This window comes from Methylibium sp. (assembly GCF_013817345.1).
Lineage (GTDB): Bacteria > Pseudomonadota > Gammaproteobacteria > Burkholderiales > Burkholderiaceae_C > Methylibium.
The window spans coordinates 26,610-42,128 of sequence record NZ_JACDCW010000026.1 but is presented as its reverse complement, the minus strand read 5'-3'; the positions used below and the strand labels follow the sequence as shown (position 1 = coordinate 42,128).

14 protein-coding genes and 1 pseudogene are annotated in these 15,519 nt (G+C 68.6%); 8 read left to right on the top strand and 7 right to left on the bottom strand.

Annotated features, from left to right (window positions below):
- Nucleotides 1-381: 381 nt before the first annotated feature.
- From H0W40_RS07175 to H0W40_RS07165, 3 genes are read right to left on the bottom strand one after another with little or no spacing between them, the layout of a single operon-like run.
- A complete protein-coding gene (locus H0W40_RS07175) occupies nt 382-2,061 on the bottom strand; it encodes a formylmethanofuran dehydrogenase subunit A (protein WP_292444751.1) in 1,680 nt (559 codons plus the stop codon).
- On the bottom strand, nt 2,058-3,356 hold the full coding sequence (locus tag H0W40_RS07170) for a formylmethanofuran dehydrogenase (protein ID WP_292444748.1): 1,299 nt from the start codon (nt 3,354-3,356) through the stop codon (nt 2,058-2,060). The genes H0W40_RS07175 and H0W40_RS07170 overlap by 4 nt, the downstream gene beginning before the upstream one ends.
- Before the next feature lie 22 nt (nt 3,357-3,378).
- The gene (locus tag H0W40_RS07165; RefSeq protein ID WP_367153758.1) at nt 3,379-4,263 is read right to left on the bottom strand and encodes a HisA/HisF-related TIM barrel protein; all 885 of its coding nucleotides are present in this window, start codon (nt 4,261-4,263) and stop codon (nt 3,379-3,381) included.
- Between the two features lie 2 nt (nt 4,264-4,265).
- On the opposite strand from H0W40_RS07165, the gene H0W40_RS07160 reads away from it, so the two are divergent.
- From H0W40_RS07160 to H0W40_RS07150, 3 genes are read left to right on the top strand one after another with little or no spacing between them, the layout of a single operon-like run.
- Nucleotides 4,266-5,381: an ATP-grasp domain-containing protein gene (locus H0W40_RS07160; protein WP_292444745.1), complete on the top strand. Its 1,116-nt coding sequence runs from the start codon at nt 4,266-4,268 to the stop codon at nt 5,379-5,381.
- Entirely contained in the window at nt 5,368-6,612 is a 1,245-nt protein-coding gene (locus H0W40_RS07155) for a hydantoinase/oxoprolinase family protein (protein ID WP_292444742.1), read from the top strand. The genes H0W40_RS07160 and H0W40_RS07155 overlap by 14 nt, the downstream gene beginning before the upstream one ends.
- Nucleotides 6,612-7,211: an aspartate kinase gene (locus H0W40_RS07150; protein ID WP_292444740.1), complete on the top strand. Its 600-nt coding sequence runs from the start codon at nt 6,612-6,614 to the stop codon at nt 7,209-7,211. Before H0W40_RS07155 ends, H0W40_RS07150 begins: the two co-directional genes overlap by 1 nt.
- Before the next feature lie 30 nt (nt 7,212-7,241).
- Here the strand turns inward: H0W40_RS07150 and H0W40_RS07145 are convergent, their stop codons facing one another.
- From H0W40_RS07145 to H0W40_RS07130, 4 genes are all read right to left on the bottom strand, one after another.
- Nucleotides 7,242-7,664 (bottom strand): VOC family protein, encoded by a 423-nt coding sequence (locus tag H0W40_RS07145; RefSeq protein WP_292444738.1) that lies wholly within the window; start codon nt 7,662-7,664, stop codon nt 7,242-7,244.
- Nucleotides 7,665-7,830: 166 nt separating this feature from the next.
- Entirely contained in the window at nt 7,831-8,376 is a 546-nt protein-coding gene (locus tag H0W40_RS07140) for a PEP-CTERM sorting domain-containing protein (protein WP_292444736.1), read from the bottom strand.
- Between the two features lie 61 nt (nt 8,377-8,437).
- Nucleotides 8,438-9,850, bottom strand: a complete 1,413-nt coding sequence (locus H0W40_RS07135; protein WP_292444733.1) for an aminotransferase class V-fold PLP-dependent enzyme — start codon at nt 9,848-9,850, stop codon at nt 8,438-8,440.
- 94 nt (nt 9,851-9,944) lie between these two features.
- Nucleotides 9,945-10,403 carry a RidA family protein gene (locus H0W40_RS07130; protein ID WP_292444731.1) on the bottom strand — a complete coding sequence of 153 codons (459 nt, stop codon included), beginning with the start codon at nt 10,401-10,403 and terminating at the stop codon, nt 9,945-9,947.
- A gap of 380 nt (nt 10,404-10,783) precedes the next feature.
- Here H0W40_RS07130 and H0W40_RS07125 point away from each other — a divergent pair, with 380 nt between their 5' ends.
- From H0W40_RS07125 to H0W40_RS07105, 5 genes and pseudogenes are all read left to right on the top strand, one after another.
- Nucleotides 10,784-11,827 (top strand): LacI family DNA-binding transcriptional regulator, encoded by a 1,044-nt coding sequence (locus H0W40_RS07125; protein WP_292444728.1) that lies wholly within the window; start codon nt 10,784-10,786, stop codon nt 11,825-11,827.
- A 9-nt stretch (nt 11,828-11,836) separates the two neighbouring features.
- A pseudogene (locus H0W40_RS07120) lies at nt 11,837-12,478 on the top strand (enolase C-terminal domain-like protein); the annotation flags it as partial.
- Between the two features lie 26 nt (nt 12,479-12,504).
- Complete coding sequence (gene garL / locus H0W40_RS07115; protein ID WP_292444725.1) at nt 12,505-13,281, top strand: 2-dehydro-3-deoxyglucarate aldolase; 777 nt, start codon at nt 12,505-12,507, stop codon at nt 13,279-13,281.
- 14 nt (nt 13,282-13,295) lie between these two features.
- A complete protein-coding gene (locus tag H0W40_RS07110; RefSeq protein WP_292444723.1) occupies nt 13,296-14,180 on the top strand; it encodes a 2-hydroxy-3-oxopropionate reductase in 885 nt (294 codons plus the stop codon).
- Nucleotides 14,181-14,395: 215 nt separating this feature from the next.
- Complete coding sequence (locus H0W40_RS07105; RefSeq protein ID WP_292444720.1) at nt 14,396-15,496, top strand: enolase C-terminal domain-like protein; 1,101 nt, start codon at nt 14,396-14,398, stop codon at nt 15,494-15,496.
- The last annotated feature ends 23 nt before the right edge of the window (nt 15,497-15,519 follow it).

The following is a 15,519-nucleotide window of genomic DNA, read 5'->3' as shown; positions in this document are numbered from 1 at the left end:
GAGCAAGGCAGGCTAAATGCCTGCCTTGCTCCGTTTCCTCTCCATAGAGAGCGAGTGCTGCCTGAGCAAAGCCGCGGGCGGGCGGCGGGCGCAGCGCCTGTGCGGCGGCGAGCAGCGCAGGGCTCGTGGCTGCGCGCGCAGCGCGCTTCGTCAACTGACTCGTCGCGGCTGTTTGAGCGCAGTGAGCAAAGCGAACGAAGCGAGTTCCGCGACGCAGCCACGAGCCCGAGCAGCACAGCGCAGTCGGCCCGCAGGGCCGACCGCAGCACCGAAGCGAAGCCCGCCGCCCTCCCGCGGCTTTGCTCACGCCCGAAATCCGCAAAGCAATAGCAACGCGTGCCGCAGATCCGCAACGTGCCGAAAGCAGATGGTCGGTTCATTTCAGTGCACCGCCGAAAAGCACTCCGCCGGCAGCAGCCGCCCGCCGTTCGTGCAGCGGCACAGCTCGTCGTGGCCGATGGTGGCGTGGCGGTAGGCGACGCTCAGGTGCTGGTCGCTGTACTGCTGCAGTGTCTTCTCGATGCCGCGGTCGAAGGCCGGTTGCACGAAGTGCGTGCCGCCGGTAGGGGTGGCGGTGATGATGCCGGCGCGCGAGACGCGCACGCCGTCCTTGAATACGTGCTCGGGCGCGGTGAACATGGTCTCGGGATTCGCGTCGGTCCGGTAGACCGCGATGTCGGCCGCCGCGCCCGCTGCGAGATGCCCACGGTCCTTCAGGCCGAGCAACCGGGCCGGGCCGCCACGCGTCATGATCGCAATCTCGTTGAGGCTGAGTTCGCGCTTGATCGAGGCGAGCTGCGACTGCGCCGCCACGTCGGGGTGCAGCCGGGCGAGCTGCTCGTCGCGAAAGCTCTTGTCCATGAGCAGCCGGATCAGGTGCGGGTAGCTGGTGAAGGGCGCGCCGTTCGGGTGGTCGGTGGTGAGCACCACGCGCCAGGGGTCGTCGACAAGCAGAAAGATCTCCAGCCCGATCACCCACTGCAGCGCATTGACGAAGCTCTGCTCGCGGTACTTGAAGGGCACCACGCCGCAGCCGGCATCGCACTCGATGTCGGCGCCGACCCACTTGCGCGGGTGGGCGAAGCCGTGCTGCGCATGCTGGCGCATCGAGTCGCCCGAGGCGGTGACGGTCTGGCCGAACATGATCTGCCCGACGTCGATGCTGATGTTCTTGTTGGCGTTCACGGCCTCGATGAGTTGCTGTGCGGCCGACGAGAACTTCTTCGGCCCCTCGGTGCCGTAGGCGTGAAACTGGATGTGCGTGAGGTGGGCGCGCTGGCCTTCGAGCGCGTCGATGGTGGCCAGGGTCGATTCGATGTTGCCGGCCACGCCGAGGTTGCTGCCGTGGATGTGCAGCGGGTGCGGCAGGCCGAGCTCGTCGATCGCGCGCGCAAGCGTGTGCACCACCTTGCGCGGCGTGATGCGCCAGTGCACGTGGTCCTCGTCGACGTCGAGCTTGCGCTGGTTGAACTTGAAGGCCGAGATGCCGCCCGGGTTGACCACCTTCACGCCCATCGCCTTGGCGGCGTTGACGGTCCAGGCGACGTAGTCGCGCAGCAGCTCGAAGTCGCGCTCCTCGGCGAGCATTTGCAGGAACAGTTCGTCGTTGCCGAGCATCACGTAGGCGCCGTGATCGAGGATGGGCACGTCGCCCATCTCCATATGGGCGTGGCGCGCATTGGCCAGCAGCATGGCCGGCTCGAAAGCCGAGGTGTAGCCCATCTCGGCGTAGCGATAGCCGGTGGCCAGCGTGCCCGGCGTGCAGTGGCCGCAGGACGCGAGCTCCAGCGGATTGCTCGGCAGGGGAATCGGCTCGCGGTTCAGGCGGTGGTCCTCGGGCAGCAGCATGCGCGCAAGGTTGACCTTGCCGCCGCCGATGTGGCTGTGCAGGTCGATGCCACCGGCCATGACGACACAACCGCTGGCGTCGATTTCCTCGGTCACGGCTTCCTTGGCGTGCAGATCGACGATGCGGCCGTCGCGCACGCCGATGTCGCGCACGGCGTCCTCGCCGTGCTGCGGATCGATGACGCGGCCGCCCTTGATGCGCAGAGTGCTCATGCAGTGGCTCCGGATTTGAGTGCAGCGACACGTGCCGTGAGCCGCGCCAGCACTTGCGGCAAGCCCGGCAGCGGATCGACGCGCAGCGGCTCCAGCGGCAGCGCGACGACGCCGTCGGTGCGAAACAGATGGCCGGTGCCGCCGATGCCAGGCGTGGCGACCGGGATGAACACCGCGCCGTCGGGCACCGTGATCTCCGGATGACCGAGCACCACGCTGGGCAGCCCGCTTGCCGGGGCCGCCGGCTCGGGCCCGAAAGACGAGATCCACAGCAGCGCATCGACGCTGCCGTCTTCGATCAGCCGCGTCGCATCGAAGCGCTGCGGTTCGTGCTCGAGCCCGAGAGGGCCGGCACGGCTGCGCAGCGGCACGCCCGAGAGCCAGGTGAAGGTCTGGTTGACCGAGAGCATGCCGTCGTTGCCGCCGAGCGGCAGCGCGGCTGCGCGGGTGTGGTTGTTGAGCGTGCCGATGAGCTGGTGGTTGAGCGCTTCGGCCACCAGCGCGCCGTGCAGCGGCATCTCGGCCAGCTCCCAGATGAAGACGACATAGCGCGCAGCACGCAGCCGTTCGGCCAGCGCGACCAGGGTCGGCGAAGCGGCCGGCAGCTTGCGCTCGGCCACCAGCGCGGCCAGCGTCGAGAGCGTCTCGAACAGGTCGTCTTCCAGCGGTACGGCATGCTGGGTGATGCCCGAGCGTCCTTCGAGGACCGGATCGATGCCGGTGCCCAGGAAAACCACGTCGCGCTCGGCGACCAGCGGCTCACCGACGCCGCAGCGGCGCCAGATTTCGGGAAAGGCCTCGCGCGGCGAACTGCCCACGCACACGATCACGTCGGCGCGGTTGCGCACTTCGGCCAGGGTGGTGGTGAAGCTGCCACGGTCCTGCAGCGAACGCAGGTTGTGCAGCAGCGAAGGGCCGCCGGCGGGATCGCAGATGGCGCCCGTGGCGCAGGCCAGCGGGTAGAGCGCGCGCGCACCGATCACATCGGTCGCCAGGCCGCCGAACAGCGGCTGGCGGCTCGCGGCGAGGATCTGCGCAGCGCGCTCGATGGCGGCGTCGAGCGAGGCCGGCTGGCCATCGACCTGCGGCTGTGCGTTCGAAGCGCCGGCTCCGAAGTGGCTCAGGCCCCGGAGGGCGCGCGGGCAATCGCTGCCGCGCAGCGCCAGCCGATCGCCATCGGCCTCGATGGCGAAGCCGTCGCACAGCAGCGAGCAGAAGGGGCAGGTCCAGGGAGCCGGGCCGGCGGCGGTCTGTAATGCAGCGGCAGGCGCGGTGGCGGCGGGAACGGCACTCATGCGTCAGGGTTCAGGCAAGGCATCAGCCATTGTGGTTTGGTTTGCGGCGCCGGTTCGGCACAGGGGAGCAGGAAGCACCGAGGACAGACTGTGGCCGAGGTGTTCGTCGACGCGACAGTCTGTGTCGCTGAGTCTTACGCAAGCTGAGTGTGTCGACGCCGCTCACGGCGTGACCTTGTTCCTCCGGGACGGCGCCAAGGTGGGGGCAGGCCGGCACCACACCGATCCGCCCATCGTGCAAAGCCGAGGCCACCAGCCAGGCCTGCGCGCCGGCCTGCGCCGCGGCCGACAAATCGTCCTCGCCCCGAATTCCGCCGGCGCCGATCAGCGTGGCCTCGGGCGCTCTTGCACGCACGGCGCCGAGCGTGACGAGGTCGGGACCGCCATCGGCGCCCACGCGGTCCAGCGTCATCACGATCACGCGCTGCGGCCAGAGCGCGGGTGCATCCCACAGGCCGGCCGGGTCGAGCACTGCGGGGCCGCGCCGGTCGAGCGAGAGCAGCGCGTCAGGTGCCAGCACGAGGCAGCGCGACAGTTCGGCCTTCGAGGCGATCGACTCGCTGGCCAGCACCGGCGCCACGCGCGCGGCCGTGGGGCCGAGCGCAGCGAACAAGGCTTCGAGCGCTTCGCGGCCCGCGAGTCCGGCATCGAGCCACAGGCGCAGCGCCGGCCGGGCGTACAGCAGGCTTGCAAGCACCTCGATCTGCAATGGCCGGCCCTGCAACGCGTCGAGGTCGGCGACATAGAGCAGGTCGGTGGCACAGTGTTCGCATAGCCGATCGGCCACCGCGAGCGGCTCGGCGGTGCCGGCGAGCGCCGACACGATGGGCCGGTACTGCGCACGGTTGCCGCGCACGCCGCGTACCACCTGGCCGTGCAACAGATCGATCACCGGGACGATGTTCATCAATGGCTCAACGGCTTCTTGTTTGCGAGTATGTCAGCGGTGGCGGATGGGTCGAGGCGGCCCGCCATGCACGCGCGCAGGCCGGCTCTGCATTCGCAGGCACGATCACCGCTCCGACGGGCTCTGCGATCGGCGTGCGCGCATCGACCGGCGCCGCGAAGGGGGCACCGCCAGGGGCCGGATCCACCATCGCGGCGACCGCACAGAGCGATGATCACGACCTGCTCGCCCAAGGCCTGGCGATGCGCGACGCGATCGTGGCCGACGCGGCCGCGCTGCCCGGCATCGAACTGGCGTGTGTGCAAGGCCCGGGCGTGCCGCGTGCGGCGGCCGGTGGCTCCGTCGAACTGCGCCCGGGCGAATCGCTGCTGGATCTCGTTCGCCGCGAAGCCCTTCATTTCGACCGGGTTTGGGTGGTCGCGCCCGAGACCGACGGCTGCTTGCTCGCGCTGGCACAGGCCGTCGATGCTGGCCGCTGGATGGGCTGCCGGCCGGCAGCCATCCGCCTGTGCAGCAGCAAGCGCGCCACGCTCGCGCATCTGACCGCGCGGGGCATCGCAACGCCGCTGGCCATCGACGAGGACGCTGCTCGCTGGGTCGTCAAACCCGACGATGGCGCGGGCTCGGTGGAGACGCAGGTTCATGGCACACGCGAGGCCGCCGCGGTGGACGTTGCCGCGCGCATGTCACAGGGCCGGGCCGCCACGCTGGAGCCCTGGGTCGAGGGCGAGGCGCTCAGCCTCTCGCTTTTCTTGCGCAAAGACGCCGGCGAGGGGTGTGCCGCCGAGCTGCTCAGCGTGAACCGCCAGCACATCACCGTCGGTTCGAGCGGCACGCTGGCCTACCGCGGCGTGGACATCCTTGCCATCGGTCCGGCCGATACGCGCCACGCCGCGCTGCGCGACACCGCCGCCGCGGTCGCGCGCGCGGTCCCCGGCCTGCGCGGTTTCGTCGGCATCGACCTGGTGTGGCACGAGCGATGCGGGCCCGTCGTGATCGAGATCAACCCGCGCCTCACCTGTGCCTATGCAGGCCTTTCTTCGGCACTCGGCCGCAATCTGGCCGGCGAGATGCTCGCATTGCATGACCACGAGGCGAGGGCGCATGCACGAGCCTGAACACTTCATCGGCTGGGACATCGGCGGCGCGCATGTCAAGGCAAGCTGGGTGCAGCGGGGCGCCGACGGTCCTGTGCTGCGCGACGCGGCCGAATGGGCCTGTCCGCTGTGGCAGGGGCTGGCGCACCTGCGCGCCGCACTCGCTGCCGCGGCCGAGCGCTGGCCGGCGAGCCGCGGCGCCACGCACGCGGTCACGATGACCGGTGAGATGGTCGATTTGTTCGAGCACCGCGAGGCGGGCGTCAACGCACTGGCCGCCGAGCTGGTCGCGACGCTCGAGGGCCCGCTGCGCTTTTATGCCGGCGAGGCGGAGACCGGCGCGAGCCGTTGGTGCGGCCCGGCCGAGGTGGCCGTTCAGTGGCGCAGCATCGCCTCGGTCAACTGGCTCGCCACCGCTCAGTGGGCCGCGCAGCAACTGCCGGACGGCGTGCTGGTCGACATCGGCAGCACCACCACCGACATGATCGCCTTGCGCAGTGGCCGTGTGGCGGTACAGGCCCGCAGCGACGCCGAGCGGCTGGCTGGCGGCGAGCTGGTCTATCACGGCGTCGTGCGCACGCCCTTGTGCGCGCTGGCGCCGCGCATCGCCTTCAAGGGCCGCAGCGTCAACGTGATGAACGAGTTCTTCGCGACCAGCGCCGACGTCTATCGCCTGACCGGCGAACTCGACCCTGCGCACGACCTGCAGCCCAGCGCCGACGGTGCGCCCAAGGACCTGCCGGCCAGCCGGCAACGCCTCGCACGCATGATCGGCCTGGATGCACGCGACGCCGGTGATAGCGATTGGCTGAGCTTGGCGAACGCGTGGCGCGAAGCGCAACTGCACGAGTTGCGCGGCAATCTTGCGAAAGTGATCGAGCAGGCTGCGCTGCCTGTCGATGCGCCGCTCATCGCTGCCGGCTGCGGCGACTTTCTGGCGGCGGCGCTGGCCGCGTCGCTGAGGCGGCCCTGGCTCGCGTTCGCATCGCTCGCGGTCGCGGCGCCGCAACCTGACGCGGCGACATCCCGGGCTGCGGACGCGGCGCTCGCGCGGCAACCAAAGCAAACGGCGCTCATGCCGTCTCGAACCGGACCCGCGTTGACGTCGCTGCCATTCGAAGTCGAGGCAGCGCTTGTGCGCCACTCACTCGAAGCCACTGCAGCGTTTGCGCGCCGCGTGCAGGTCGCGGCGCCGAGCGCGGCCGTCGCCTTGCTGTGCGCCTCGGCCGGGCGTAACGGGAAGCCCGGCTGATGTGGGTCGTCAAACTCGGCGGCAGCCTCGGCCTCGACGCCGCGCTGCCGCGCTGGCTGTCGTTGCTGGTCGAATGCGGTGGCGGCCGCGTGATCGTCGTGCCGGGTGGCGGCGCCTTTGCCGAGCAGGCCCGGCAAGCGCAGGCGCGCTGGCAGTTCGACGATCTGGCCGCCCACAACATGGCGGTGCTCGGCATGGCGCAGACGGGGCTGATGATGCAGGCCCTGAGCCCCGCATTGCAGATCGCCACCGGCGAAGCGCTGCTGCGCACGGTGCTGCAGCACGGCCGCGCCGCCGTGTGGCTGCCGCTCGACCTGCTGCGCGAGGCGCCGGACGAACTCACGCACTGGGGCGTCAGCTCCGACAGCCTGGCGCTGTGGCTTGCTCAGCGCCTGCACGCCGAGCGGCTGATCGTGGTGAAGTCCTGCCCCATCGAGGCTGGGTACTCGCTGCGGCAGTTAAGCGAGGCGGGCGTGCTCGATGCCGAGTTCGCCGAGCGGGCGCGCTCGGCGGCATTCCCGATCGACGTCCTGCAGAGCACGGAACTGCAGCGCGCGCGGGCGCTGCTCCTGGACGAGACCTTGAACTGCGGGCCCTAGCGGCGGCGTTCGCCGCTGGCCGCGCCGGTGCTATTTGGCAAAGACCTGGCTGAGGTCGCCGAAGGCCTTGAACTCCAGTGCATTGCCGGAGGGGTCGAGAAAGAACATCGTGGCCTGCTCGCCCGCCTGACCCTTGAAACGCACCTGCGGCTCGATCAGGAACCGCGTTCCGGCCGCCTGGAGCTTGGCGGCCATGCCGTCCCAATCGGCCATCGACAGGATCGCGCCGAAATGACGCACCGGAACCGCTTCGCCATCCACTTCGCTGGTGTTGCGATGGCCGCATTCTTCCGGCGACAGGTGGGCAACGATCTGGTGCCCGTAGAAATCGAAGTCGATCCAGCTCGGCGAACTGCGGCCTTCCGGGCAACCCAGCAGCTCGCCGTAGAACGCGCGTGCTTCGGGCAGGTCGCGCACCGGAAACGCAAGGTGAAAGAGAGCTCGGGCGTTCATCGCTGTTCCTTGTAGGTGCCGCGCGTTTGCGCGATCCGTCGAGTATCGATCCTTCCCGATCGCGCTTCACCGCGACTCGCGGTGTCCGACTTCTACAAGCTTGAAAAGGGTTGCGGCGGGCGGGAGATCTGCGTTGCTCGACGGCGCCCGCCTGCCGCGCTTGCGATCAGTGTCGCGAACGGCGCCGCATCAGGATCAGCGCGCCCAGGCCCGCGATCATCAGCGCATAGGTGTGCGGCTCGGGGATGGGCGTGATGTTGCCTGCCCCGGAAATGCTGTTGTCGTAGGCGCCGAAGTCGATGTCCGAGAAGCCGGTGGTCACGAAGGCGTACTGCGTGCCGGCCGTGAGTTCGTAGGTGAAGCCCGAGCTGCCGCCGGGGCCGCCGATGTCACCGAGGTCGTCGTTGCCCACCAGCGCGCCCACCAGCGGCGCGGCGGGATTCAGGGACGGGCTGTACAGGAAGGTGAAGTTGTCCCAGCTCCCGCTGGCCATGCTCGCGAAGCTGTAGTCGCCCGAGGCATCCACCGAAAAGATCAGGGAGTTGTAGTTCACGTTCCCGCCGATGGGCGACACGATGTCCAGTGTTTCGATGAGCCGGTCGTAGGTGGGCGCGCCGGAGGTGTTGCCGCTGAACGAGTAGGTCGCGGCCTGGGCCGCGCCCAGAATGCCGGCGCCGAGAGCCAGCGCCAAAAGGGTGTGTTTGAAGGGCATGGTTTGTCCTGAAGTGTCGACAAGAGGGCGCGCCAGCGGCGCGCCCGAAGGCTCGCTTGGTTCAGCGGCCCGAGTTCATGGCCTTCGTGAGTTCGCGCATCGAGGCCACGAGGCGGTCGACGTCCTGCCTGGAATGGAACAGGTGGGTAGAGATGCGCAGCGGGTGGTGCGGCGCGGTCGAGCCGATCACGGGCACGCCGGTGTTGCGCACCACGATGCCGTACTGTTCACGCAGGCGGGTCACGAACGTGCCCGACTGGGCCGTTTCAGCCGCGGCTGCGGCGCCCGGTTGCAGCATCAGGCTCGGCCCGTGGAAGGGGTTGAACGAGGTCAGGGCCGAGACGAGTTCCGGGTCGTCCTTCGGGGAGTAAAGGAAGTCCACGCCCCAGGTCTGAGCGATCTTCTGCTTCAGGTAGGCCGACAGCGCGAGGTCGTGGTCCTCGATGGCCTGACGGCCGATCTGGTCCCAATAGACGCAGGTCTCCGAGAAGGCCTTGAGCATCGGGTAGTTCGGGTTGCCGACGCTCTGCACGGCCGAGCCGATGCCGTAGGTCGCGGCGTTCTCGTTGGTGCGCGGTCCGCTGACCGTTCGGTTGGTGTTGGTCGGCCAGAAGTTGAACAGATCCAGCGGGTTGAAGCTGCTGACCCGGTTGCGGATGTACAGGATGCCTGTGCCGCCCGGACCGCACTGCCACTTGTGGCCCGAGCAACCCCAGAAGTCGACGCCGGTTTCGTGGAAGTTCAGGTTGAACATGCCGGTGGCGTGGGCGCCGTCGACGATGGTCATGATGTTGTGCTGCTGCGCCAGCATGGCGAGCCGGCGGTACGGCAGCATGGTGCCGGTCAGGAAGGTCGGCGCCGAGAAGCAGAAGGCCTTGGTGGCGGGCGTGATGGCGGCGGCGAACAGGTTCACGTAGTCCTGCGCCGTCTGCGCATTGCCGACCGGCAGGATCACGCGCTTGATGATGACGCCCTTGCGCACCGCCAGCAGGTTCATCGGGCCGTTGCCGCCCGGGTGTTCGTGGTTGGTGGTGATGATCTCGTCGCCGGCGTTCAACTCGACGCCGGCGAGGATCTTGTTCATGCCGTCGGTGGTGTTGTAGGACATCACCATTTCGTCGAATGTCGCCCCAAACCCGGGGGCGATGGCTTCGCGCATCGGCCCGGTGCCGCCCAGGTTCTCGCGCGGGTTGCGCGCCACCTCGCGGTTGTAGTCGTCGAAGGCCTTCAGGATGTGCTTGGGCGTCGAGCCGGTGGTGCCGATGTTCATGTAGAGAATCTGCGGGTCGAGCACGAACGCCGGATTGGGTTCGCCGAGCCGGAAGTTGCCGGGCGCTGCCAGCGCCTGGGTGGGCAGGCCGAGCAGCGGCAGCGCGCCGGCCGTGGCAGCGCCTGCCCCGATCAGCTTGAAGAAGTCCCGGCGACGGTTGTCGGGTTGCGGTTCGAACGACAGGTGCGGATCACGATTCGACATGGCGATTTCCTTAGAACAGGTTGGCGAAAGGAGTACTCCGGGCCCAAGCGGGCGACGGCGGATTGCGTCTTGCCCCGCCTGGGCGAAGAAGGCTTTACTTCACTGCGACAGCGGAAATTTCCACCGCGACATCGCGCGGCAGGCGCGCGACCTGGACGGTGGCGCGAGCGGGGGGCTTGCTCTTGAAATACGTGGCGTACACGGCGTTCATCTTCGCGAAGTCGTTGAGGTCCTTCATGAACACGTTGGTGAGCACCACGTTGTCCATCGTCATGCCGTCGGCCGCGAGCACGGCCTTCAGGTTGTCGAGCACCAGGCGCGTCTGCTCCTCGATGGAGCCCGTGTTGAGCTGCTTGGTCTTCGGATCGATCGGAATCTGCCCTGCAAGGTACAGGGTGTTGCCGTGTTTGATTGCCTGCGAATAAGGCCCGATCGCTTCGGGCGCGTCTTTCGAGGCGACGACGGTCTTGGTTCCGGGAACGGCGCAGCCGACAAGGCTTGCCGCAACGACGATCACCGGCAGCAGCCGTGTCGTCGCAAATAGTTGATTCATATGCAAGTGCCTCTTCAGTTGTTGACAAACTCCATACTGGAGCAGTGCATCACGGTATCTGCATATTCGGAAGTAACAATCTGGTAAACGCTCGGGTGGTTTGGCATCGGCTTTGCTAGGTCGCCAGCGCCTTGCGGAACGAAGTGGCATAAGTGAAAATCACGTACTCACCAAATACCATTCACGAGTCCCGAAATGCGTGGAATCAGTTGCTTCATCCACGGTGAAGCGGTCTTCTCCCGGACGACATTTGCTTACCTACGGATGTGCCGTTGTGGAACTGTTTGTGCGCCGTGGCAACACGCGGTCCCATGCCTCGCTCGGTACGTCAGCGATGTGGTAGCGGTGTCACATGAAGTCTTAGACTCGGCGGCATGGGGATGACGACCGCCGTTGCCGCTTCCCGTCGCCCGCGACGCGGCGCCGGTGGCATCACGCTCGGCGATGTGGCGCGGCTGGCGGGGGTTTCGCCCATCACGGCATCTCGCGCGCTGAACACGCCCGAGCAGGTCGCCCCCGAAACCCTGGCCCGTGTGCGCGAGGCGGTCGCCCGCACCGGCTACGTTCCGAACCGGCTGGCGGGAGGCCTGGCCTCGGCGCGCAGCCGGCTCGTGGCGGCCGTGGTGCCGACCATCACCGGCCCGGTGTTCATGGAGATGGTGCAGTCGCTGACCGCATCGCTTGCCGATGCGGGCTACCAGTTGATGCTGGGCCAGAGCGGCTACACCGAATCGCGCGAGGACGCGCTGCTCGAGGCCATCATCGGCCGCCGGCCGGACGGCATCGTGCTGACCGGCATCATGCATTCGAGCGAGGGCCGCCGGCGGCTGCTGGCCAGCGGCATTCCCGTGGTCGAGACCTGGGATCTGACGCCGACGCCCATCGACATGCTGGTCGGTTTCTCCCATATCCAGGCCGCCGCAGCCGTGGTGAAACACCTGCACGCCAAGGGCCGGCGCCGGCTCGCGCTGCTGAGCGGCGACGACGAGCGGGCGCTGCGCCGCAACCGCGGTTTCGTAGACGAGGCGCTGGCGCTCGGCCTGGTGCGCGAGGCCAGTGAGATCGCGGTGCACATCGTGCCGGCGCCGACCACGCTGGGCAGCGGCCGCGCCGGCTTGACCCGGCTGATGGAGGAGGCGCCTGACGTTGATGCCGTGTTCTGCAGCTCCGACCTGCTGGCGCTGGGCGTGCTGACGGAGGCGGCGGCGCGCGGCATCGTTGTGCCGCGGCAGATTTCGGTGGTCGGCTTCGGCGATCTCGCCTTTGCCGGGGACACCCATCCTGCCCTGAGCACCGTGCGCATCGACGGTACCGGCATCGGCCAGCGTGCTGCGCGCTTCATCGTCGATCGGGCCGAGGGCCGGCCGGTCGGGGAGAAGGTCGTCGATGTGGGTTTCCGGATCGTGGAACGCGGCAGCAGCTGATCAGGGTTCACGCTCGATCCCAACGGCGGCTGGCTGCTGAAGGACGCCGTGCGCCTCATGCGCGACCTTCACGGCGTGGTGGCCTACGCGGAAGACCCCTGCGGCACGGAGGACGGCTATTCCGGCCGCGAGGTAATGGCGGAGTTCCGCCGGGCCACCGGCCTGCCGACGGCGACCAACATGGTCGCGACCGATTGGCGGCAGCTGACCCACGCGCTCTCGCTGCAGTCGGTCGATATCCCGCTGGCCGACCCGCATTTCTGGACGATGGCCGGCTCCGTCCGCGTGGCGCAGACCTGCCGCGACTGGGGCCTGACTTGGGGTTCGCACTCGAACAACCACTTCGATGTTTCGCTCGCGATGTTCACGCATGTCGGCGCCGCGGCGCCGGGGCGGGTGACCGCGATCGACACGCACTGGATCTGGCAGGACGGGCAGCGCCTCACCCGCGAGCCGCTGCAGATCGTCGGCGGACACGTTCAGGTGCCGAAGCGGCCCGGCCTGGGCATCGAACTCGACATGGCCGAGGTCGAGAAGGCCCACCGCCTTTACCTCGAACACGGGCTCGGTGCCCGCGACGATGCCGCCGCGATGCAGCACCTGCTGCCGAACTGGCGCTTCGATCCCAAACGCCCCTGCATGGTCCGCTGACCCGCCCGAATCCAGGAGTACACGACATGACGACCGCCTACCAATCGTTTCCCAACCGCCTGCGCGCGGACCTGCTGGCGGGCAAGCGCCTGATCGGCTGCTGGTGCTCGCTCGCCAACCCGATTACGACCGAGGTGCTCGGCGTCGCGGGTTTCGACTGGGTCCTGCTCGACGGCGAGCATTCGCCGAACGACGTGACCACCTTCATCCCGCAGTTGATGGCCCTGAAGGACAGCCCCAGCGCGCCGGTCGTGCGACCCTCCTGGAACAATGCCGTCGAGATCAAGCGCCTGCTCGATGCGGGCTTCTACAACTTCCTCATCCCGTTCATCGAAAGCGCCGACGAGGCGCGGCGCGCCGTGGCCGCCACGCGCTATCCGCCGCAAGGCATACGTGGCGTCTCGGTGGCGCAGCGGAGCAACCGCTACGGCACGGTGCCCGGTTATCTGGCGGGCATCAACGAACAGATCTGCGTGATGGCGCAGATCGAAAGCCGCGAAGGGCTCGCCGCAGTGGCCGAGATCGCCGCGGTGGACGGCATCGATTGCGTGTTCATCGGGCCCTCCGATCTCGCCGCCGGCCTCGGCCACCTCGGCAACGCGGCGCACCCTGAGGTGCAGGCCGCGATCGCCTCGGTGATCGATGCCGCGCGGGCGTACAGCAAGGCGGTCGGCATCCTCGCGCCCGTCGAGGCCGATGCGCGGCGCTACATGGAGATGGGCGTCAGCTTCGTCGGCGTCGGCAGCGATCTCGGTGTCTTCCGCGGCGCTACACAGGCGCTGCGCGACCGCTATCTCGCCTGAAGGAGCACACCGACATGAGCAAGCTCGGATTCATCGGCCTGGGCATCATGGGTGCGCCCATGTGCGGACACCTGATTGACGCCGGCCACACCCTGTTCGTCCACACGCGCAGCGGCGCGCCCGCCGGTATCAAGGGCCGCGCAACGGAGTGCCCTGACGCGCAGAGCGTCGCGCGCGAAGCCGACATCGTCTTCACGATGCTGCCCGACACGCCGGACGTGCAGACGGTGCTGTTCGGCGAGCACGGCGTCGCTGCGGGCCTGGCGCCAGGCAAGACGGTGGTCGACATGAGCTCCATCTCGCCGATGGAGACCAAGACCTTCGCGCAGAAGATCAACGCGCTCGGCTGCGACTACCTCGATGCGCCTGTCTCGGGCGGCGAGGTGGGTGCGAAGGCCGGCTCGCTGACCATCATGGTCGGCGGCCCGCAGGCGGCCTTCGATCGCGTGCGGCCGCTGTTCGAGCGCATGGGCAAGAACCTCACCCTCGTCGGCGGCAACGGCGACGGCCAGACCTGCAAGGTCGCCAACCAGATCATCGTCGCGCTCAACATCGCGGCGGTCGGCGAGGCGCTGCTCTTTGCCAGCAAGGCCGGCGCCGACCCGGCCAAGGTGCGAGAGGCCTTGATGGGTGGCTTCGCGGCGAGCCGCATTCTCGAGGTGCACGGCGAGCGGATGATCAAGCGCACCTTCGCGCCGGGATTTCGCATCGGGCTGCACCAGAAAGATTTGAATCTCGCGCTGCAAGGCGCCCGCGCCCTCGGCGTCTCCTTGCCGCAGACCGCAAGCGCCGCGCAACTGATGCAGGCCTGCGCGGCCAACGGCTGGCAGGACTTGGACCATTCGGCGCTGGTGCGGTCGCTGGAGCTGCTGGCCGGGCACGAGGTGGCGCAGGCGTAAGCCGTCGCGGCGGAATCAGGTTTCGCCAAGATCAGAAGCCCGGCGTGTCGGCTCCTTCTCCCGCTCGCGGGCGAAGGCGGGGGATGAGGGCTTCCCTGCGCTGCGCGACCCTGCACACGACAAGGTCACCGTCTTCGAGCCGCCGATAAAGAGCATGCTGCCCGTGCGGCAACGGCCTTTCCGGAAAGCCGCCGTGCCGCCTTGCGGAGGCGGCCATGACCAGCACCCGATCCCTCACGGTCCAGAGCGTTCGCGCGCGCCCCGTCGCCGTGCCGCTGCAACGGCCCATCGTCTCCAAGGTGGGGCTGTTCCACAACTGGCCGCTGATCCTGATCGATCTCTATACCGAGGAAGGCGTCGTCGGCCACAGCTACCTCGAGCCCTACCTCGCCGTTGCCGCGCGCGTGGTCGTGCCCCTGATCGACACGCTGGGCGCAGCGGCAAAAGGCCAGCCGGTCGCGCCCTTCGATGCCTGCCGGCGCGGCATGGGCTCGCTGCACCTCCTGGGGCGCGAAGGCGCGACGCTGATCGCCCTTTCGGGCCTCGACATGGCCGCATGGGACGCCTTGGCGCAGGCCGCCGGTGTGCCGCTCGCGGTGTACCTCGGCGGCACGGTCGGCCCGGTGCCGGCCTACAACAGCAACGGGCTGTGGTTGGGGCCTTCGGACGGCCTGGCCGAAGAAGCGGCGGCGCTGGTGACGGAGGGCAATTTCACGGCGCTGAAGCTGCGGCTGGGCCGGGCGACGCTGGCGGAAGACCTGGCCGCCATCGCGGCCGTGCGCGAGGCGGCCGGAGCCTCGGTGAAGCTGATGTGCGATTTCAACCAGGGCCTCTCGCTCGGCGAGGCGCTGCTGCGCTGCCACGGTCTGGATAACCAGGGGCTCGAATGGTTCGAGGAACCGATCGCCTACGACAACCTGCCGGGCTACGTGCAACTGGCGCGCGAACTCCGAACGCCGGTCCAGCTCGGCGAAAACTTCTACGGCCCGCGCCTGCTGTACCAGGCCGTGACCGCCGGCGCGGGCGACTGCGTGATGCCCGACATGATGCGCATCGGCGGCGTCAGCGGCTGGCTGCGCGCTGCCGCAATCGCGGGGGCGGCCGGCATCCCGATGTCCACGCACCTCTACCCCGAGATCGCCGCTCACCTGATGCGCGTGACGGAGACCGCGCACTGGCTCGAATGGCAGGACTGGGCGAATCCCGTCCTGCGCGAGCCGTTCCTCATCGACAACGGCCAGCTCATCGTGCCCGACCGGCCGGGGCAGGGCATCGAGTGGAACGAGGAGGCGGTGGCGAAGTACGCAGTGCAATGAGTCGCGCGCGACTCGGCGACCGC